14 protein-coding genes are annotated in these 20,625 nt (G+C 65.5%); 12 read left to right on the forward strand and 2 right to left on the reverse strand.

Annotated elements, in window-relative coordinates:
- The first annotated feature begins 9 nt into the window (after nt 1-9).
- From JNC62_RS05275 to JNC62_RS05310, 8 genes are all read left to right on the forward strand, one after another.
- Nucleotides 10-1,242: a 3-methyl-2-oxobutanoate dehydrogenase (2-methylpropanoyl-transferring) subunit alpha gene (locus JNC62_RS05275; RefSeq protein ID WP_374836643.1), complete on the forward strand. Its 1,233-nt coding sequence runs from the start codon at nt 10-12 to the stop codon at nt 1,240-1,242.
- 1 nt (nt 1,243) lies between these two features.
- Nucleotides 1,244-2,257 carry an alpha-ketoacid dehydrogenase subunit beta gene (locus tag JNC62_RS05280; protein ID WP_374836645.1) on the forward strand — a complete coding sequence of 338 codons (1,014 nt, stop codon included), beginning with the start codon at nt 1,244-1,246 and terminating at the stop codon, nt 2,255-2,257.
- 3 nt (nt 2,258-2,260) lie between these two features.
- Complete coding sequence (locus tag JNC62_RS05285; RefSeq protein ID WP_374836647.1) at nt 2,261-3,583, forward strand: dihydrolipoamide acetyltransferase family protein; 1,323 nt, start codon at nt 2,261-2,263, stop codon at nt 3,581-3,583.
- 4 nt (nt 3,584-3,587) lie between these two features.
- Nucleotides 3,588-4,979, forward strand: coding sequence for a dihydrolipoyl dehydrogenase (gene lpdA / locus JNC62_RS05290; RefSeq protein WP_374836649.1), 1,392 nt, complete (start codon nt 3,588-3,590; stop codon nt 4,977-4,979).
- Nucleotides 4,963-6,081: an enoyl-CoA hydratase/isomerase family protein gene (locus JNC62_RS05295; RefSeq protein WP_374836651.1), complete on the forward strand. Its 1,119-nt coding sequence runs from the start codon at nt 4,963-4,965 to the stop codon at nt 6,079-6,081. Before lpdA ends, JNC62_RS05295 begins: the two co-directional genes overlap by 17 nt.
- Entirely contained in the window at nt 6,078-6,974 is an 897-nt protein-coding gene (gene mmsB / locus JNC62_RS05300) for a 3-hydroxyisobutyrate dehydrogenase (RefSeq protein ID WP_374836653.1), read from the forward strand. Before JNC62_RS05295 ends, mmsB begins: the two co-directional genes overlap by 4 nt.
- Nucleotides 6,975-6,991: 17 nt before the next feature.
- On the forward strand, nt 6,992-7,777 hold the full coding sequence (locus JNC62_RS05305) for an enoyl-CoA hydratase (protein ID WP_374836655.1): 786 nt from the start codon (nt 6,992-6,994) through the stop codon (nt 7,775-7,777).
- 103 nt (nt 7,778-7,880) lie between these two features.
- The gene (locus JNC62_RS05310; protein WP_374836657.1) at nt 7,881-9,179 is read left to right on the forward strand and encodes an amidase; all 1,299 of its coding nucleotides are present in this window, start codon (nt 7,881-7,883) and stop codon (nt 9,177-9,179) included.
- A 45-nt stretch (nt 9,180-9,224) separates the two neighbouring features.
- Here JNC62_RS05310 and JNC62_RS05315 read toward each other — a convergent pair whose 3' ends face one another.
- Entirely contained in the window at nt 9,225-9,386 is a 162-nt protein-coding gene (locus JNC62_RS05315) for a hypothetical protein (RefSeq protein ID WP_374836659.1), read from the reverse strand.
- A gap of 323 nt (nt 9,387-9,709) precedes the next feature.
- Between JNC62_RS05315 and scpC the strand changes: the two genes are divergently transcribed.
- On the forward strand, nt 9,710-11,224 hold the full coding sequence (scpC, locus tag JNC62_RS05320) for a succinyl-CoA:acetate CoA-transferase ScpC (RefSeq protein WP_374836661.1): 1,515 nt from the start codon (nt 9,710-9,712) through the stop codon (nt 11,222-11,224).
- 487 nt (nt 11,225-11,711) lie between these two features.
- Nucleotides 11,712-14,759, forward strand: a complete 3,048-nt coding sequence (locus JNC62_RS05325; RefSeq protein WP_374836663.1) for a calcium-binding protein — start codon at nt 11,712-11,714, stop codon at nt 14,757-14,759.
- 128 nt (nt 14,760-14,887) lie between these two features.
- Here JNC62_RS05325 and JNC62_RS05330 read toward each other — a convergent pair whose 3' ends face one another.
- Nucleotides 14,888-16,018 (reverse strand): DUF475 domain-containing protein, encoded by a 1,131-nt coding sequence (locus tag JNC62_RS05330; protein ID WP_374836929.1) that lies wholly within the window; start codon nt 16,016-16,018, stop codon nt 14,888-14,890.
- A gap of 351 nt (nt 16,019-16,369) precedes the next feature.
- On the opposite strand from JNC62_RS05330, the gene JNC62_RS05335 reads away from it, so the two are divergent.
- The gene (locus JNC62_RS05335) at nt 16,370-18,433 is read left to right on the forward strand and encodes a M3 family metallopeptidase (protein WP_374836665.1); all 2,064 of its coding nucleotides are present in this window, start codon (nt 16,370-16,372) and stop codon (nt 18,431-18,433) included.
- A gap of 257 nt (nt 18,434-18,690) precedes the next feature.
- Nucleotides 18,691-20,520 carry a translational GTPase TypA gene (typA, locus tag JNC62_RS05340; RefSeq protein WP_374836666.1) on the forward strand — a complete coding sequence of 610 codons (1,830 nt, stop codon included), beginning with the start codon at nt 18,691-18,693 and terminating at the stop codon, nt 20,518-20,520.
- Nucleotides 20,521-20,625: the final 105 nt, after the last annotated feature.

Genomic DNA, 20,625 nt, shown 5'->3' on the forward strand with positions numbered 1-20,625 from the left:
TCATACGGCATGACCGATGTCCAGCATTTGAGCTTGCATGTGCCAGAACCGGCCGTCCGGCCCGGCGGCCAGCCGGATTTCTCCAACGTCAAGATTCCAAAGGCCGGATCGGTGCCGCGGCCGGACGTCGACGTGGCGCCGGAAGAAATCCGCGATCTCGCCTATTCGATCATCCGCGTGCTCAACCGTGACGGCGAGGCGGTCGGCCCCTGGGCCGGGCTGCTCTCTGACGAGGAGCTTATGACCGGGCTGCGCAACATGATGAAGCTGCGCGCCTTCGATGCGCGCATGCTGATGGCGCAGCGGCAGGGCAAGACCTCGTTCTACATGCAACACCTCGGCGAGGAAGCGGTCAGCTGTGCCTTCCGCAAGGCGCTGAACAAAGGCGACATGAACTTTCCCACCTATCGGCAGGCGGGCCTTCTGATCGCCGACGATTATCCGATGGTCGAGATGATGAACCAGATCTACTCGAACGAGGCCGATCCGTTGCGCGGCCGGCAGCTGCCGATCATGTACTCGTCGAAGGAGCACGGCTTCTTTACGATTTCCGGCAACCTCGCGACGCAATACGTGCAGGCGGTCGGCTGGGCCATGGCGTCGGCGATCAAGAACGACACGAAAATTGCCGCCGCCTGGATCGGCGACGGCTCGACCGCCGAATCCGACTTCCATTCGGCGCTTGTCTTCGCCTCGACCTACAAGGCGCCGGTCATTCTCAACATCGTCAACAACCAGTGGGCGATCTCCACCTTCCAGGGCATCGCCCGCGGCGGCTCCGGCACCTTTGCCGCCCGCGGCCTCGGCTTCGGCATTCCGGCCCTGCGCGTCGACGGCAACGACTATCTGGCCGTCCATGCCGTCGCCAAATGGGCAGCCGCCCGGGCCCGCCGCAATCTCGGCCCGACGCTGATCGAGTACGTCACCTACCGCGTCGGGGCGCACTCGACCTCGGACGATCCGAGCGCCTACCGGCCGAAGACCGAATCCGAGGCCTGGCCGCTCGGCGACCCCGTGCTGCGGCTGAAAAAGCACCTGATCGTGCGCGGCGTCTGGTCGGAGGAGCGCCACGCCCAGGCGGAAGCGGAAATCCTCGACGAGGTGATCCAGGCGCAGAAGCAGGCGGAGGCCCACGGCACGCTGCATGCCGGCGGCAAGCCGTCGGTGCGCGACATCTTCGAGGGCGTCTATGCGGAAATGCCCGCGCATATCCGCCGCCAGCGACAGAAGGCAGGGTACTGACATGGCAAGAATGACGATGATCGAGGCCGTGCGCAGTGCCATGGACGTCTCGATGGGGCGCGACGACGACGTCGTCGTGTACGGCGAGGACGTCGGCTATTTCGGCGGCGTCTTCCGTGCCACGCAGGGCCTGCAGGCGAAGTATGGCAAGGCCCGCTGCTTCGACACGCCGATCAGCGAATCCGGCATCCTCGGCACCGCGATCGGCATGGCGGCCTATGGCCTGAAGCCCTGCGTCGAAATCCAGTTCGCCGACTACATGTATCCGGCCTATGATCAGATCACCCAGGAGGCCGCCCGCATCCGCTACCGCTCCAACGGCGATTTCACCTGCCCGATCGTCGTGCGCATGCCGACCGGAGGCGGCATCTTTGGCGGCCAGACGCACAGCCAGAGCCCTGAGGCGCTGTTCACGCACGTCTGCGGCCTGAAGGTGATCGTCCCCTCCAACCCTTACGACGCCAAGGGCCTCCTGATCGCCGCGATCGAGGACCCGGACCCGGTGATCTTTCTGGAGCCGAAGCGGCTCTACAACGGCCCCTTCGACGGCCACCACGAAAAGCCGGTCACGCCCTGGTCGAAGCACGAGCTCGGCGAGGTGCCCGAAGGCCACTACACGATCCCGATCGGCAAGGCCGAGGTGCGTCGGCGGGGTTCGGCCGTGACCGTCATCGCCTATGGCACCATGGTGCACGTGGCGCTCGCCGCCGCCGAGGAGACCGGCATCGACGCCGAGGTGATCGACCTGCGCAGCCTTCTGCCGCTCGACCTCGACACGATCGTCCAGTCGGTGAAGAAGACCGGCCGCTGCGTCGTCGTGCATGAGGCGACGCTGACCTCCGGCTTCGGCGGCGAGGTGGTGTCGCTCGTGCAGGAGCACTGCTTCTACAATCTCGAGGCTCCGGTGGTGCGCGTTACCGGCTGGGACACACCCTACCCGCACGCCCAGGAATGGGACTATTTCCCCGGACCCGCCCGCGTCGGCCGGGCCCTGCAAGAAGTCATGGAGGCCTGAGGCATGGGCGAATTCGTCATCAAGATGCCGGATGTGGGCGAAGGCGTTGCCGAGGCCGAGCTGGTCGAATGGCACGTCAAGCCCGGCGATCCGGTGCGCGAGGACATGGTGCTCGCCGCCGTCATGACCGACAAGGCGACGGTGGAGATCCCCTCCCCGGTCGACGGCACCGTGCTCTGGCTCGGCGCAGAGGTCGGCGACACCGTCGCCGTCAAGGCGCCGCTGCTGCGGATTGCGGTCGCGGGCGAAGGCGACGCGCCCGCTGCCGCCGACACGGCAAAGGACGCGGCTGCAACGGTCGAGACACCGGCGGCTCCGCCGGCCATATCGGCCGAGGTGATTCCGCTGGAGCGGGCGCCAGCGCCCCCCCGACCGGAGCAGTCCGCTCCGCCTACGGTCGCGCCGCGCCGCGAGGCCCCGGCCGCGATCCACCCTGCTCGTCCCGAACCGGGCGAAAAGCCGCTCGCCTCGCCTGCGGTACGCTTGCGCGCGCAGGAGGCCGGGGTCGACCTGCGCCAGGTTGCCGGTTCGGGGCCGGCCGGCCGCATCACCCACGACGATCTCGACCAGTTTATCGCACGCGGCGCGCAGCCGGCCATGCCAGTCCCCGGCCTGGCCCGGAATACGGCGACCGAGGAGATCAAGGTCACGGGCCTGCGCCGCCGGATCGCCGAGAAGATGCGGCTGGCGGTCTCGCGCATCCCCCATATCACCTATGTGGAAGAGGTCGACGTCACCGATCTTGAGGACCTGCGCGCGACGATGAACGCCGGTCGCAAGCCCGACCAGCCGAAGCTGACGATCCTGCCCTTCCTGATGCGGGCGCTGGTCAAGGCGCTCGGCGAGCAGCCCGGCATCAACGCCACCTTCGACGACGACGCCGGCATCATCACCCGCCACGGCGCCGTCCATATCGGCATCGCCACCCAGACACCGGCCGGCCTGACCGTACCGGTCGTCCGCCACGCCGAGGCCCGGCGGATCTGGGACATCGCCGCTGAATTGACGCGACTGGCCGACGCCGCCCGCAACGGCACCGCCGCGCGCGAGGAACTGTCCGGCTCGACCATCACCATCACCTCGCTCGGCGCCATCGGTGGCATCGTCACCACGCCGATCATCAACCATCCGGAAGTAGCGATCGTCGGGGTCAACAAGATCATGACCCGGCCGGTCTGGGACGGTGCCCAGTTCATTCCGCGCAAGATCATGAACCTGTCGTCGAGCTTCGACCACCGCGTGGTGGATGGCTGGGACGCTGCCGTGTTCGTCCAGCGGATCAAGGCGCTGCTCGAAACGCCCGCGCTGATCTTCATCGAAGGCTGAACGCATGAAAGAGATCGTCTGCAAGCTCCTCGTCATCGGTGCCGGTCCCGGCGGCTATGTCTGCGCCATCCGGGCCGGCCAGCTCGGCGTCGACACGGTCATCGTCGAATCCACCAAGGCCGGCGGCATCTGCCTCAACATCGGCTGCATCCCCTCCAAGGCGCTGATCCATGCGGCCGAGGAGTTCGACAAGGTCCGTCACTTCGCGGGAGCAAAGAACGGTCTCGGCATCAGCGTCGAGGCGCCGAGGCTCGACCTCGCCCAGACGGTACGCTGGAAGGACGGTATCGTTGGCCGGCTCAACGCCGGCGTGCTCGGCCTGCTGCGCAAGGCCAAGGTCAAGATCGTGCACGGACGCGCGCACTTCCGCGACGGCAAGACGGTCGAGGTCGAGACGGAAACCGGAACCCAGGTGATCCGCGCCGAAACGGTGGTGATCGCCACCGGCTCAGAGCCTGTCGAGCTGCCGGCGCTGCCCTTCGGCGGATCGGTCATCTCATCCACGGAAGCGCTGTCGCTGACAGCCGTCCCGAAGATGCTCGCCGTGGTGGGAGGCGGCTATATCGGCCTCGAGCTCGGCACCGCATTTGCCAAGATGGGCTCCGAGGTCACCGTGGTCGAGGCGATGCCGCAGATCCTGCCGCAATACGATGCCGAACTCCTCAAGCCGGTAGCGAAGCGGCTGGGCGAACTCGGCGTCCGCGTGCTGACCGGCGCCAAGGCCAAGGGCCTCGCCAAGGAGGCGCTCGTCGTCGAGACGGCATCCGGCGAAGAAAAGCGGTTCGCCGCCGACTGGATTCTCGTGACCGTCGGTCGCAAGCCGCGCACCGAAGGCTGGGGGCTGGAAGAACTCGACCTCGACCACGCCGGGCGCTTCATCCGCATCGACGAGCGCTGCCGGACCTCGATGCGCGGCGTCTACGCGATCGGCGACGTCACCGGCGAGCCGATGCTGGCTCACCGCGCCATGGCGCAGGGCGAGATGGTCGCGGAGATCGTCGCCGGCCGCAAGCGCGCCTGGGACAAGCGCGCCATTCCCGCCGTCTGCTTCACCGATCCGGAGATCGTCACCGCCGGCCTGTCGCCGGACGAGGCGCGGGCCCAGGGCTATGAGGTCCGCATCGGGCAGTTTCCCTTCAACGCCAACGGCCGCGCCATGACCACCCAACAGGAAGACGGCTTCGTGCGCGCGGTTGCGCGGGCGGATACGAACCTGGTGGTCGGCTTGCAGGCCGTCGGCGCCGGTGTGTCGGAGCTTTCCAGTGCGTTTTCGCTGGCGCTTGAAATGGGCGCGCGGCTGGAAGACATCGCCGGCACTATCCATGCCCACCCGACCCGCAGCGAAGGTTTGCAGGAAGCCGCATTGAAGGCGCTCGGCCATGCCCTCCACATCTGAACCCGCGATGCCTGCCGTGGCCGCAACCGAACCGCAGACGCTGGTCGAGCGAGCGGGATCGATCGGCCGGATCCGGCTCAACCGTCCGAAGGCGCTGAACAGCCTGACGCTGGCGATAGTGCGCGACATCGAGGCGGCGCTCGACCGTTTCGAGGCCGACCCGCAGGTCGCAGCGGTGCTGATCACCGGCGAAGGCGAGCGCGGGCTCTGCGCCGGCGGCGACATCCGCATGATCTACGAGGGCGGCAGGATCGGCTCGTCCGAGCCGACGCTTTTCTGGCGCGAGGAATACCGCATGAATGCCCGGCTTGGCCGGTTCGGAAAGCCGTTCATCGCGATCATGGACGGGATCGTCATGGGCGGCGGCGTCGGCGTCTCGGTCTACGGCAGTCACCGCATCGTCACCGAGCGCACCCGGCTTGCCATGCCCGAGACCGGCATCGGCTTCTTCCCGGATGTCGGTGCATCCTGGTTCCTCACCCGTCAGGACGGTGAACTCGGCACCTATGCGGCGCTAACCGGCGCGCAACTGGCCGCCGGGGATGTGATCGCGCTCGGCCTGGCGGACGCGTTTGTCCCCTCGGATCGTATGCCGGCGTTGGTCGCGGCGCTGTCGCAGCTGCCGCCAACGTCGACCCATGCCGACATCTCGACCACCATCGGCGCATTCACGAAACCACCGCCGCCGGCAACCGTGGCGTCGCATCGGGAAGCCATCGACCGCCTCTTCGCCTTCGACACGATCGAGGCGATCGTCCAGGCACTCGAGCGGGAGGGGACGCCTTTTGCGGAGAAGACCATCGCGGACCTGAAGACCAAGTCTCCGCTGAGCCTGAAGGTCACGCTGCGGCTCCTGCGCCTCGGCCGGGCTGCGCCGTCTCTGGACGCGTGCCTGGAGCGGGAGTTCGCGGCAACGGCCGGCGTCCTGCAAGGCCACGACTTCTTCGAGGGCGTCCGCGCCGCCGTCATCGACAAGGACCGCAATCCGCAATGGCGCCCGGCGCGGCTTGCAGAGGCGACCGATGCCGACGTCGCCGCCTTTTTCCAGCCGGCGGCCGAACCCCTCTTTGCCAACACGACCAGGAAAGGAGAACGCACGTGACCGCAATCGCTTTCATCGGCCTCGGGCACATGGGCGGCCCCATGGCAGCGAACCTGGTCAAGGCCGGCTACAAAATCCGAGGCTTCGATCTCGCCGCCCCATCGCTGGAGCTTGCCCGGCAAAACGGGGTCGCGACCGTTTCGTCGCTCGCCGAAGCGGTTGCCGGTGCCAGCACCGTGATCACCATGCTGCCGGCCGGCAAGCATGTGCTTTCGGTCTGGCAGGAGCTGGTCGAAGCGGTGCCTGCGGGTACGCTTCTCATCGACTGTTCGACGATCGATATCGACAGCGCCCGCAAGGCGCACGCGCTGGCACAGGCCCATCGCTGCCCGGCGCTCGACGCACCCGTCTCCGGCGGCACGGGCGGGGCTGCCGCCGGCACGCTCACCTTCATGGTCGGCGGAGCCGCGGAAACCTTCGCCGGCGCCAAGCCGGTCTTCGAGGCGATGGGCAAGAAGATCATCCATTGCGGCGAAGCCGCCGCCGGCCAGGCGGCGAAGATCTGCAACAACATGATCCTCGGCATATCCATGATCGCCGTCGGCGAGGCCTTCGTGCTCGGCGAACGGCTGGGCCTGTCGCACCAGGCGCTGTTCGACGTCGCCTCCGTCTCCTCCGGCCAGTGCTGGTCGCTGACCACCTATTGCCCCGTCCCCGGCCCGGTGCCGGGTTCGCCTGCGAATCGCGACTACGAACCCGGTTTCGCGGCAGAACTGATGCTGAAGGACCTGAAGCTGTCGCAGGCGGCTTCGGAGGAGACCGGCGCGATGACGCCGCTCGGCGCGAAGGCGACGCGGCTTTACCAACTCTTTGCCGACGAGGGGTTCGGGACGAAGGATTTTTCTGGCATCATCAACATGTTACGCGATAGATCGGGGACGAGCGCCGAGTAGCGCATCACGGAAACAGCATGGGAGAAGCTGCGGTGGAACAACCGATCATCATCGAGCGGCAGGGCCGCGTCGTCATCGTCACGCTGAACCGGCCGGCGGCCCGCAACGCCTTGAACGCCGAGGTCATGCTCGCCATGGGCAACGCGCTGGCGCCGCTCGATCGCGACCCGGGCGTCGGCTGCTTCGTCATTCGCGGCTCGGAAAAGGCCTTCGCTGCCGGCGCCGACATCAAGGAAATGGCGGAAAAGTCCTTTGCGGAAATGTACAACGACGACTTCTTCGCCGCCTGGGACCGGTTTGCCGACTTCCGCACGCCGAAGATTGCCGCCGTTTCCGGCTATGCGCTCGGCGGCGGCTGTGAGCTGGCGATGATGTGCGACATGATCTTCGCCGCCGACACGGCGATGTTCGGCCAGCCGGAGATCAAGCTCGGCGTCATTCCCGGCATGGGCGGTTCGCAGCGCCTGACGAAGCTCGTCGGGAAGGCCAAGGCGATGGACCTGATCCTCACCGGCCGGATGATGGATGCGGCGGAAGCCGAGCGCTGCGGCCTCGTCGCCCGCGTCATTCCCGCCGACAAGCTGATGGAAGAGACGCTGAAGGCCGCGGAAACGATCGCCGGCTACGGGAAAGCCGCGACCACTGCCGCCCGCGAAGCGGTCGACCGCGCGCTGGAGGGCGGCTTGCGCGAGGGCATCCTGTTCGAGCGGCGGCTGTTCCACGCCCTCTTCGCCACGGCCGACCAGAAGGAGGGCATGGCCGCCTTCGTGGAGAAGCGCGCGCCGCAGTTCAGGGGCGAATAGGTCCGGAGCGGCCCGCTCGACCAGTCTGGCCGCGGCATGGATTTGTCCGGTCCGTCTGCTATGAGATCATTCAGTTTTCATTTTTTGATTCCGAAGGCTTACCTTGTCCCAGTCCTCCATCCGAACCCGACTTGAAGAAATCCTCGCGCGCCTCGAAGCGCGCAAGGACAGCGAACGTGCCTTTGTCGCGCTCTATCCGCAGACGGCGCGCGCGGAAGCCGATGCCGCCGATGCCCGCCTGCGCGAAGGCAGAACCATCGGCCCGCTCGACGGCCGCATCGTCTCGATCAAGGACCTCTTCGACGTTGCCGGCGAACCGACGCTTGCCGGCTCCATCATTCGCCGTTCCAGCCCGCCCGCAACCGCCGACGCCCCGATCGTGCGCCGGCTGCGCGAGGCCGGCGCCGTCATCATCGGCAAGACGCACATGACCGAGTTCGCCTTCACCGCCGTCGGGCTCAATCCGCACTATCCGGTGCCGGGCAACGCCACCGACGAAAGCCTCGTGCCCGGTGGGTCCTCGTCAGGGGCTGCGGTCTCGGCCGCCGAGGGCACCTGCGACATCGCGATCGGCTCGGACACCGGCGGCTCGATCCGCATCCCGGCAGCGCTGAACGGACTGGTCGGGTTCAAGCCGACGGCGTCCCGCATCCCGCTCGACGGCGCCTTCCCGCTGGCGCCGAGCCTTGATTCGGTCGGCCCGCTCGCAGCCTCCGTCGCCGATTGTGCCCTGGCCGACGCGATCATGGCCGGCGAGACGCCGGAACCGCTCGTCGCAAAAGCGCTTGCCGGGCTGACGTTCGGTGTTCCGCGGGGGCGCCTGTTCGACGACATGGATAAGGAGATCGCGGCCGCGTTCGACGCCAACCTCGCGCGGCTTTCAGAAGCCGGCGTCGCACTGATCGACTGCTCCGTCGACGACCTTCTGGAGGCGTTTGCGCAGGCGACCCGGATCGGGTCGATCGCCGGCATCGAGGCGAGCCGCATTCACGCCGATTGGCTGGACGACGAGCATGCCCCCGTCGATGTGCGGGTCACGACGACACTGCGCCGGCGCCGGCTGGTCTCCGACGCCGATCTTGCCGCCTTGCTGGAGACGCGCAAAGCGCTTGCAGGCGCGATGGACGCACGGCTTTCGCCGTTCGACGCGCTGGTTTTGCCGACATCGCCGATCTTTGCGGCCACCATCGCCTCCGTTTCGTCGAACGAGGAAACCTACCGCCAAGTCGAGGATCTGCTGTTGCGAAACAACCAGGTCGCCAACCAGTTCGACCTGACGGCGATCACCCTGCCGATGCCGGGACTGAGGCATCCCGCCGGTCTCATGCTGTTCGGCCGCAACGGCACCGACCGGGCGCTGCTCGAGATCGCCGCCGCCGTGGAAGCGCTGATGCTGAAATAGCAATCCTGGGCCGGCGCTGCCTTTCGGTTGGGCCGGCCCGGCCGTTCAGTGACGGGTCTCGTGGGGAATGTCCTCGGCGAGGAAGCCGAACGCGTCCCACAGCGCGCTGACCAGAAGATCGGTCAGCGCCTCGCCGCCACCGCTCTCGAGAAGCAGGGCAACCGTTTCGTTGCTCACATCGCCGTCATGGCTTCCGTCCATCGACATCATGTCGTCCTTTCGTCGCCGCAATCCATATGCTTGTCGGCGACAGGTAGGATGCATGGCTTGCGCTGACCTTGCGTAAGTCCGCGGGCGCGGCAGGCCTGGCGGCTCGGAAGCGTCACGAGCAGAATGGAATTGATTGCTCCCGCAAGGGGAGGATGGGTTCCTGGCGGCATGGATCATCGAGTCCATCCCCGTGCGCAAACGTGCTTGCCGTGGGCGCCTGTCGCATTTAGGACAGTCGTTGCGGCACTGTCGCCGTGCCCGTGCCCCTGTCGGTCGACCGGAGTGCGGGTCGGAATCGGTAAGAGAACGGGAAGAGACGAATGAACCAGTCACGGCTTGGCCATGAGAAGTTGCGCTCTAAGGTGATGAGCGCAGAGGATGCGGCGTCGCTGATCGAATCCGGAACCACCGTCGGCATGAGCGGCTTTACCGGCTCCGGCTATCCGAAAACGGTCCCGCTGGCGCTGGCTGCCCGCATCGAGGCCGAACATGCCGCCGGCAATCCCTTCCGCCTGCGGGTCTGGACGGGGGCTTCGACCGGGCCGGAACTCGACGGGGCGCTCGCCAAGGCGGACGGCATCGAATTCCGCCTGCCGTACAATTCCGATCCGATCGCCCGCGAGAAGATCAATCGCGGCGAGATGGAATATTTCGACATGCATCTCAGCCAGGTCGCGCCGATGGCCTGGCAGGGCTTCCTCGGGCCGCTCGACACGGCCATCATCGAGGTCTCCGGCATCCGGCCGGACGGTTCGCTGATTCCGTCCTCCTCGGTCGGCAACAACAAGACCTGGCTCGACCGCGCCGACAAGGTCATCCTCGAGCTCAACCGCTGGCAGAGCGCCGATCTCGACGGCATGCACGACATCTACTACGGCACCGCGCTGCCGCCGCACCGCGTCCCGATCCCGCTCCTGCACGCCGACGACCGCATCGGCGAGACCTCCTTCCGCTGCGATCCGGACAAGATCGTCGCGATCGTCGAGACCGACGCGCCGGACCGCAACCTGCCCTTCACGCCGCCGGACGAGACCGCGCGCGCCATTGCCGGGCATCTGCTGGAATTCTTCCGCCACGAGGTGGCGAAGGGGCGGCTGCCGGCCTCGCTGCTGCCGATCCAGTCCGGGGTCGGCAACATCGCCAATGCCGTGCTGACCGGTCTCGTCGACAGCCCGTTCGAGAACATGACCGCGTTCACCGAAGTGATCCAGGACGGCATGCTCGACCTGCTCGACGCCGGCAAGCTGAGGATGGCGTCGGCCACGGCCTTCTCGCTCAGCCCGGAAGCGGCCGCCCGCCTCAACGCCGACATGGCGCGCTACCGCGACAAGATGATCCTGCGCCCGCAGGAGATCAGCAACCACCCGGAACTGATCCGACGGCTCGGCTGCGTCGCCATGAACGGGCTGATCGAGGCCGACATCTACGGCAACGTCAACTCGACCCACATCATGGGCTCGCGCATCCAGAACGGCATCGGCGGCTCGGGCGATTTCGCGCGCAACGCCTATGTCTCGATCTTCATGACGCCGTCGACGGCCAAGGGCGGCAAGATCTCGGCCATCGTTCCACAGGCCAGCCACGTCGATCACATCAACCAGGACGTCCAGGTGCTCGTCACCGAACATGGTCTTGCCGACCTGCGCGGGCTGTCACCCAAGCAGCGGGCGCGGCTGATCATCGACAATTGCGCCCATCCGACCTATCGACCGGCTCTCGACGACTATTTCCAGCGGGCGCTGCGCGGCTCCTACGGCATGCAGTCGCCGTCGCTGCTGAACGAGGCGCTGTCCTGGCACCAGCGGTTTATCGAGACCGGGTCCATGCTCGCCTGATTGGTATCAGGCATTTGAAGGACGGTCCGCCGAACGGCGGTCCGTTTCATCAGTCCGGACCGAACGGGAAGTCACTTCGGCTTCCTGGGTGACCGCCGTAAACCGTGGTCACAAGCCCTGTCGCCGCCCGAGGGCAGCAAGTGTTCGCGTCAGAAGGTGAGCTTGACGGTCAGACGCCGGCGGTCCGCAGGGTCCGCTGGCGGACGCTATGGTATCCGATCTCGCTGGGGCGGGAACACCTGCATTTAATAAAGCGCCTTCCGTAACAGCGATCCCGGTCGCTGGCCGCCGTCTGCCGCCTGTGCGCACGCTGCAGTGGTCAAATATCACCACCTCCCGCGTTGCTTGCGCCTGTCAGTTCCCTCCGGAACAGGAGGGATCCCATTTTTCAACAATATGGCCTCGCTGCGACTCCGCATCACCCGTGCCTGCTGCGTCTGCAGCTGCGACGGGGAACGCATTTTCGATCGATTATCAGGAGAGACACATGAAACTGATTTATGGCTCCGAAGGGGCCGACAACCTCAAAGGGACTGACCTCGAGGGCGAAATGATCTTGCTGATGGGCGGCGACGACATTGCCGACGGCGGCATGGGATCGGACCAGATCATGGGCGACGAGGGCAACGACGTGCTGAACGGCTCGTTCCAGGCCGACGTCCTCATGGGTGGCGAGGGCGACGATACGCTGAACGGCGACAGCGGCGACGACATGCTGATGGCCGGCGACGGCGCCGACAAGCTCAACGGCGGGTCCGGCAAGGACGTGCTCATGATCGGCACGCCGGGCGAATTCGGTGGCGACATCATCGACGGTGGCTCGGGCATCGACCGCCTGATGGTCGACTATGCCGACTTCGATCGCGCGCTTAACTTCACAGTCGGCGACTGGATCAACGATCAGACGCTTCCCGGCTTGCTGCCGGCATTTGCCAGCAGCGGTGCCACCGTGCGCATGGTCGAGAGCTTCCAGATCACCGGCAGCGAATTCGCCGACAAGATCACCGGCGGCAACTACAGCGACATGTTCATGGGCGGTGCCGGCAACGACGTGCTCAAGGGCGGTCGCGGCATGGACATGCTGATGGGCGGTGAGGATGACGACACGCTCTACGGCGGCTATGGCGCCGACAGCCTGATGGGTGACGAGGGCAAGGACACGCTCTATGGCGAGAAGGGTGCCGATTACCTTGCCGGCGGCGACGGTGACGACAAACTCTACGGCGGCGACGACAGCGACTTCCTCGACGGGGGCGCTGGCAACGATGTGCTCAATGGCGACAACGGCAACGATAGCCTCGACGCTGGCGCGGGCAATGACACCCTGTCGGGTGGTGCCGGTAACGACACGCTGACCGGCGGACTGGGCGACGACACCGTCAATGGTGGCGCCGGCGATGACACCTATGTCTTCACCTTCGGCGACGGCAAGGACACTATCACCGACAGCAGCGGCAGCGATCGTCTGGTGATCCAGAAGTTCACCGGCAACTTCACGGCGAAGCTGCCGACACAGGTCAACACGCTTGCCGGCGGCACGACATTCTCCGGCATCGAGCACTACAGCATCTACGCGACCGGCACCGGTGCAAACAACATCACGACCGGCAGCGGCAATGACGTCGTCGATTCGGGCGCCGGCAACGACGTCATCAACGGTGGCAGCGGCAACGACGATTTGCGCGCCGGCACCGGCAAGGACAAGGTCTTCGGCGGCGACGGCAACGACTATGTCTATCTGGGCGATGGCGGCGCCGACACGGCCGATGGCGGCGCCGGCACCGACCGCGTCTCCGTCGATCGCCGCTCGCTGACGGCAAGCCAGACGTTTTCGGTCAACGGCACCACGGCCTCGCTCACCGACGGCACGTCGCTCAAGAGCTTCGAGCACTACAGGGTCGAGTTCGGCTCCGGCAACGACGTGGTCAAGTCGGTCGGCGGCGCCAAGAGCGTCACCTTCTTCGGTCATGCCGGCAACGACACGCTGCTCGGCACCGCCTACAACGACGAACTTGACGGTGGCGAAGGCAGCGACAAGATCACGGCCGGCGGCGGTAACGACACCATCCGCGACGCGGGCGGCACGAACACGATCGACGCGGGAAGCGGCAACGACAACGTCTGGGTCCGTGATGGGGCAAAATCGACTGCCAACTATACGGTCAATCTCGGCGACGGAAACGACTCGTTCAGGCGGGAAGCCTCGACCGGGAAGCTCTCGCTCGACGGGGGTGCCGGCACCGACCTTGCCGCGATCGACTTCGCCAAGTACACCAGCGGCATCACCTTCAAGGTTGCCCCCTCCGTGACCGTTTCGAACGCACCGGTGACGGTCAAGAGCATCGAGCGGGTGTGGCTCGGTGGCGGCAGCGGCAAGGATGTGTTCACCGGTGGCGGACTGTCCGACACCTTGTACGGCCGAAACGGCGACGATACGCTGTCGGGGCTGGGTGGAAACGACGAACTCTCCGGGGACGCCGGCAATGACACGCTGTTCGGCGGGGATGGCAATGACAACCTCTACGGCGACGGTGTCGGCAAGACCGGCGGCAGGGACAGGATTTATGGCGATGCCGGCAACGACCACGTCTATGCCGGTGCCGGCGACACCGCGGACGGCGGTCTGGGCACCGATACCCTGCATCTGCTGATGAGCGAGCAGACGAAGGACATCAGTTTCGTCTTCTCGACCGGCAGCGTTAACGCCGACGCAACAACGACCTTCAAGGGGTTCGAGGCGCTCGACTATGACGGCAGCAAGGGCAAGGATACCGTGACCGGCGGTGCGCTGGCCGACTGGCTGAAGGGCTATGCCGGCGATGACACCCTGCGCGGCGGCGCGGGCGCCGACCGGCTCGAGGACGGGGCCGGCAACGACAAGCTGTTTGGCGATGCCGACAACGACCGGCTGACCCGGACCGACTTCACCGGAACGGACGTGTTCGACGGTGGCCTCGGCATCGATACGCTGGCCTTCAGGGAAGGGGAGACCTCGATCGTCCTCGACTTGCAGAACCAGGCGAGCAACAAGGGCTCTGCCCTCGGCCTGACGGTCAAGAACATCGAGATCGTCCAGGGCAGCGCCAAGGACGACGCGATCCGTGGCGACGCGGCCGCCAATACCTTCTATGGCAACGGTTCGGACGACGTGCTCGACGGCCGTGGCGGCGACGACAAGCTGATCGGTGGTGCCGGCGACGATTGGCTGACAGGCGGAGCCGGAAAGGACCAGTTCATCTTCGACATGGCCGGGCGCGACGGCGAAGGTGATGTCATCACCGACTTTACCCGCGGCCAGGACAAGCTGGTCATCAGCAAGAGCGCCTACGGCATCGCTGCCGCCGACAAGGCCGTCACCCTCGTGATCGGTGCGGACCCGGTGGCCACCAGTTCCAAGGGCACCTTCCTGTTCGAGACGGACAACGGTCGCCTCTGGTTCGATGCCGATGGCAAGGGCACGGACGCCGATCTCGAACTGGTCGCGACGCTACAGGGCGTCAAGGCGCTTTCGGTCGACGACTTCAGCTTCCTCTGATCCCGCACCGGACAGTCCCAAGCCTACGAGCCACCCCGTCTTGGGGTGGCTCACGTATTCGGCATCACTTCATACCGGATGGAAACATCGAAATGGAAATCGGCGGCGTCGGAGCGCCGCCGGATCGGTCAGACATTCTCGACGGTCTGGCCTTCCGCCTCCGCTTGTTCCCGGCGGTTGTAGCGGATCGACGACCAGAGCGAGATGCCGATCAGGGCAGCGCCGCCAAGTCCGGTGATCACCTCGGGGATATGCACCAGCGTCTGGCAGTACATGATCACCGAGAGGATGAGGATGGCGTAAAAGGCGCCGTGTTCCAGGTAGCGGTATTCGGCGAGCGTGCCCTTGTCGACCAGCATGATCGTCATCGAGCGCACATACATGGCGCCGATACCGAGGCCGATGGCGATGATGAACAGGTTCTGCGTCAGCGCGAACGCGCCGATCACGCCGTCGAACGAGAAGCTGGCATCGAGCACTTCGAGATAGATGAAGGCTCCGAGACCGCCCTTGGCGGCAGCGCTCATGGTCTGCTGCGAAGCATCGAGCATGCCCCCGATGACCTCGACGGCCAGGAAGGTCAGCAGGCCGTAGATGGCCGAGTAGACGAAGGTATCCGCCGCCTCGCCCTCGAGCAGGTTCGAAAACAGCAGGATCAGGATGAGCACGAAGGCGATCTCGACGCCCTTGATCGTCGCATAGCGGGCCATGTGCTTCTCGATGGCGGCGATCCAGTGCACGTCCTTCTCGTGGTCGAAGAAGTAGGTGAGGCCGACCATCATCAGGAAGGTGCCGCCGAAGGCGGCGATCGGCAGGTGGGCCTCGTTCATGATGCGCGCATATTCGCCGGGCTGCTTGGCGGCAAGGACGATGGCCTCGATCGGACCGATATGGGCGGCGATCACGACGATCAGCAACGGGAAGACGATGCGCATGCCGAAGACGGCGATCACGATGCCCCAGGTGAGGAACCGGCGCTGCCAGACCGGCGTCATGTCCTTCAGCTTGTTGGCGTTGACGATGGCGTTGTCGAAGGACAGCGAGATCTCCAGCACCGCGAGCACGGTGCAGATGAAGAAGACGGTCGCCATGCCACCGATCGTGCCGGTCGACTGCCAGCCAAGCCAGGCGCCGAGCAGAAGTCCGAACGCTGTGACGATGAACGCCCACTTGAAGTAGCCGAGCGTGTTCTGGGGCGCGGTGGAGGTTTTCATGCGCGCACCTCGCTTTCGCAGCTGGCTGCGGTTTCGAGGGCGCAGGAACGGGAAAAACGGCGCGTGCCAAAGAAGGCATGCGCGTCAGGCATGGTCAGGATTTTCATGTTTCTGATCCGCCGGCTTAATTGCTGGCGGTACCGACATCACGAGAGCGCCGTAAAACTCTCGCCAGAGGGGCCCGGCACCATAGTTTCCGTTGCGGCGGGAGGTCCGGGGCCGCAACGACTGTCGTTTTCCCCGATGTCGTGCGTTTCGTCAAGATGTTTGACCGCTTATACGCGCAGGCGAGACGATCGGCCGCAAATCGGAAGGAAATCGCGGCGCGCCGTACACAAGCGGGCTTTCTCTTCCTATATTCGCCGCCATGACGATTTGCCGCCACGAGGAACTTTCATGAGCGAACCGAAGACAATCAGCCCTGCTCTGGTCGACTGGAGCGGGATCAACGGCCTGCCGCGCTTCGATCTCGTGTCCGACGAGGCCTTTGCCGAGGGCTTTGACTTGGCGCTGGCCTTGCATGAAGCCGAGATCGAGACGATCGCCGCCAATCCCGAGGCCCCGACCTTCGACAATACCGTCGTGGCCCTGGAAATCGCCGGGGAGGCGCTGTCGCGCATTTCGGCGCTGTTCTGGAGCCGCGCCGGCGCAAACACGAACGAGACGATCCAGGCGCTCGAGCGCGAGATCGCGCCGAAGTTGGCGCGTCACTATTCGAAGATCGGCAACAATGCCGAGCTTTTCGCCCGCATCGACGCGCTGTGGGAGGGGCGCGACGCACTGGCGCTGACGGTCGAGCAGACGCGGGTGCTGGAGCGGCACTGGAAGGGCTTCCTCAAGTCCGGCGCGAAGCTGGCAAAGCCCGAACAGGAGCGTCTTTCGGCGATCAACGAGCGGCTCGCGGGGCTCGGCGCGCAGTTCGGGCAGAACGTGCTTTCCGACGAGAAGAACTGGTCGCTGATCCTGTCGGAGGAGGCGGAACTGCAAGGGATCCCCGATTTCCTCAGGGACGCAATGGCGGCTGCCGCCCGCGAGCGGGGCGAGGCAGGCAATTACGCGGTCACCCTGTCGCGCTCGATCATCGAGCCCTTCCTGACTTTCTCCAGCCGCCGCGACCTACGCGAACAGGCCTTTAATGCCTGGGTCGCACGTGGCTTGAACGGTGGGGCGACCGACAACCGCGATATCGTGCGCGAAACGCTGGCCCTGCGCGCCGAGAAGGCAGCGCTGCTCGGCTACGAGAACTACGCCGCGCTGAAGCTCGACAACACCATGGCCAAGACGCCGCAGGCGGTGAACGGCCTCCTGACGCAGGTTTGGGAAAAGGCCGTCGCACGTGCCGGCGAGGAAGAGGCGGATCTTGCCCGCCTGATCGCGGCTGAGGGCGGCAATCACCCGGTCCTGCCCTGGGACTGGCGCTACTACGCCGAGAAGCTGCGGGCGGAAAAGTTCGATTTCTCCGAGGCGGAGCTGAAACCGTATCTGCAGCTCGAAAAGATCATCGAGGCCTGCTTCGACGTCGCCGGACGCCTCTTCGGTATCCGCGCCGTACCGCTCCAGGGCGTGCCGGTCTATCACCCGGACGTGCGTGTGTTCGAAATCCGCGACCATGAGAACAGGCTCGTCGCCATGTTCCTCGGCGACTATTTCGCGCGGCCGTCGAAGCGCTCCGGGGCCTGGATGAGCGCCTACCAGAGCCAGCACAAGCTGCCGATGAAGGACGGCACCGTCGGCGAGATCCCGATCGTCTACAACGTCTGCAACTTTGCCAAGCCCGCCGAGGGCAAGCCGGCGCTGCTTTCGCTCGACGACGCGCGAACGCTGTTTCACGAGTTCGGCCACGCCCTGCACGGCATGCTCTCCGACGTTACCTATCCGACGGTGTCGGGCACCGGCGTATCCCGCGACTTCGTCGAGCTGCCCTCGCAGCTCTACGAGCACTGGCTGACCGTTCCCGAAATCCTGAAGACCTATGCCGTGCACTACGAGACCGGCGAGCCGATGCCGCAGGCACTGCTCGACAAGGTCCTCGCCGCCCGCACCTTCAATGCCGGCTTCGCCACCGTCGAGTTCACCGCCTCGGCGCTGGTCGACATGGCGTTCCACACGCAAGGGGCGCTCGAGGATCCGATGGAGTTGCAGGCCGAGGTCCTCGACGAACTCGGCATGCCGGCCTCGATCGTCATGCGCCATGCGACGCCACACTTCCAGCACGTCTTTTCCGGCGACGGCTATTCGGCCGGTTACTATTCCTACATGTGGTCCGAGGTGCTCGACGCTGACGCGTTTTCCGCCTTCACCGAGACGGGCGACGCATTCGACCCGGGAATGGCGGCGAAACTGAAGGCGAACATCTACTCGATCGGCGGCGCCATCGATCCGGAAGACGCCTACAAGGCCTTCCGCGGCAAGCTGCCGAGCATCGATGCCATGCTGGAGAAGAAGGGGCTGGCGTCATGATTGGCGCCAGTCACAAGACCTTCATCGAACTGTCGCCGGCATGCCATTGATCCGTTACGACGCTGACACGACCGCGAACTCTGGAGCACCCCGGTCGATCCGGCGGTGACGTCGTGAGTCCGCGCGGCACCATTTTGCAGCGCCCGGCAAGACGCAGTGCCGGCCTGCCCCTTTCGCATTTGCGGAAAACCATGTAAGAGCGCGCCATTGAAGATGGCGCTGCCTTCGCCGTGTGCGCCCAAACCCAGAGATCAAACATGTCCATTCGTAATATCGCGATCATCGCGCACGTCGACCATGGCAAAACCACGCTCGTTGACGAGCTCCTGAAGCAGTCCGGCTCGTTCCGTGAGAACCAGCGCGTCGCCGAACGCGTCATGGATTCGGGCGACATCGAAAAAGAACGCGGCATCACCATCCTCGCCAAGGCCACCTCGGTCGAGTGGAAGGGGACCCGCATCAACATCGTCGACACCCCCGGCCACGCCGATTTCGGCGGCGAGGTCGAGCGCATCCTGTCGATGGTGGACGGGGCGATCGTGCTCGTCGACAGCTCCGAGGGCCCGATGCCGCAGACCAAGTTCGTGGTCGGCAAGGCGCTCAAGGTCGGTTTGAAGCCGATCGTCGCCATCAACAAGATCGACCGTCCCGACGGCCGCCACGAGGAAGTGCTGAACGAGGTCTTCGATCTGTTCGCCAACCTCGACGCCACCGACGAGCAGCTCGACTTCCCGATCCTCTATGGTTCGGGCCGCAACGGCTGGATGAACGTCAACCCGGAAGGCCCCAAGGATCAGGGCATGGCGCCGCTGCTCGACCTCGTGCTCAAGCACGTGCCGGAGCCGACGGTTGCAGAAGGGCCGTTCCGCATGATCGGCACCATCCTCGAGGCCAATCCCTTCCTCGGCCGCATCATCACCGGCCGCGTTCATTCCGGCTCGATCAAGCCGAACCAGGCCGTCAAGGTGCTCGGCCAGGACGGCAAGCTGATCGAAACCGGTCGCGTCTCGAAGATCCTCGCCTTCCGCGGCATCGAGCGCCAGCCGATCGAGGAAGCGCAAGCCGGCGACATCATCGCGATCGCTGGCCTGACGAAGGGCACCGTCGCCGATACCTTCTGCGATCCGGCGGTGACCGAGGCACTGAAGGCTCAGCCGATCGACCCGCCGACCGTCACCATGTCCTTCATCGTCAACGACAGCCCGCTTGCCGGCACCGAGGGCGACAAGGTCACGAGCCGCGTCATCCGCGACCGCCTGTTCAAGGAAGCCGAAGGCAACGTGGCGCTGAAGATCGAAGAGTCGGGCGACAAGGACTCGTTCTTCGTGTCCGGCCGCGGCGAACTCCAGCTCGCCGTTCTGATCGAAACCATGCGCCGCGAAGGCTTCGAGCTCGCCGTCTCCCGTCCGCGCGTCGTCATGCACAAGGATGAGGCGACCGGCCAGATGCTCGAGCCGGTCGAGGAAGTCGTCATCGACGTCGATGAAGAGCATTCCGGCATCGTGGTGCAGAAGATGTCCGAGCGCAAGGCCGAGATGGTCGAGCTGCGTCCGTCGGGCGGCAACCGCGTCCGCCTCGTCTTCTTCGCCCCCACCCGCGGCCTGATCGGCTACCAGTCGGAACTTTTGACGGATACCCGCGGCACGGCGATCATGAACCGGCTGTTCCACGAGTACCAGCCGTACAAGGGCGAGATCGGCGGCCGCGTCAACGGCGTGCTGCTCGCCAACGAAGCGGGCGAAGCCGTCGCCTATGCGCTGTTCAACCTGGAAGACCGCGGTCCGATGGTGATCGACGCCGGCGACAAGGTCTATGCCGGCATGATCGTCGGCATTCACACGCGCGACAACGATCTCGAAGTGAACGTGCTGAAGGGCAAGAAGCTCACCAACATCCGCGCCGCCGGCAAGGACGAGGCCGTCCGCCTGACGCCGCCGATCAAGATGACGCTGGAGCGCGCGCTCTCCTGGATCCAGGACGACGAACTGGTCGAGGTGACGCCGAAGTCGATCCGCCTTCGCAAGCTCTATCTCGACTCCAACGACCGCAAGCGCTTCGAGAAGCAGCGCTCGGCCGGCGCGGCCTGATTCGCGCCGAAAGTAGGCGACAGCATCCTCAAAACGATCTAGGCCCCGGCACAAAAGCCGGGGCCTTTTTCATGTGTGTGCCGAGTTAATACGACTTGTGGCATT

The sequence above is a fragment of the Mycoplana ramosa genome, assembly GCF_041930185.1.
Taxonomy (GTDB): Bacteria; Pseudomonadota; Alphaproteobacteria; order Rhizobiales; family Rhizobiaceae; genus Mycoplana; species Mycoplana ramosa.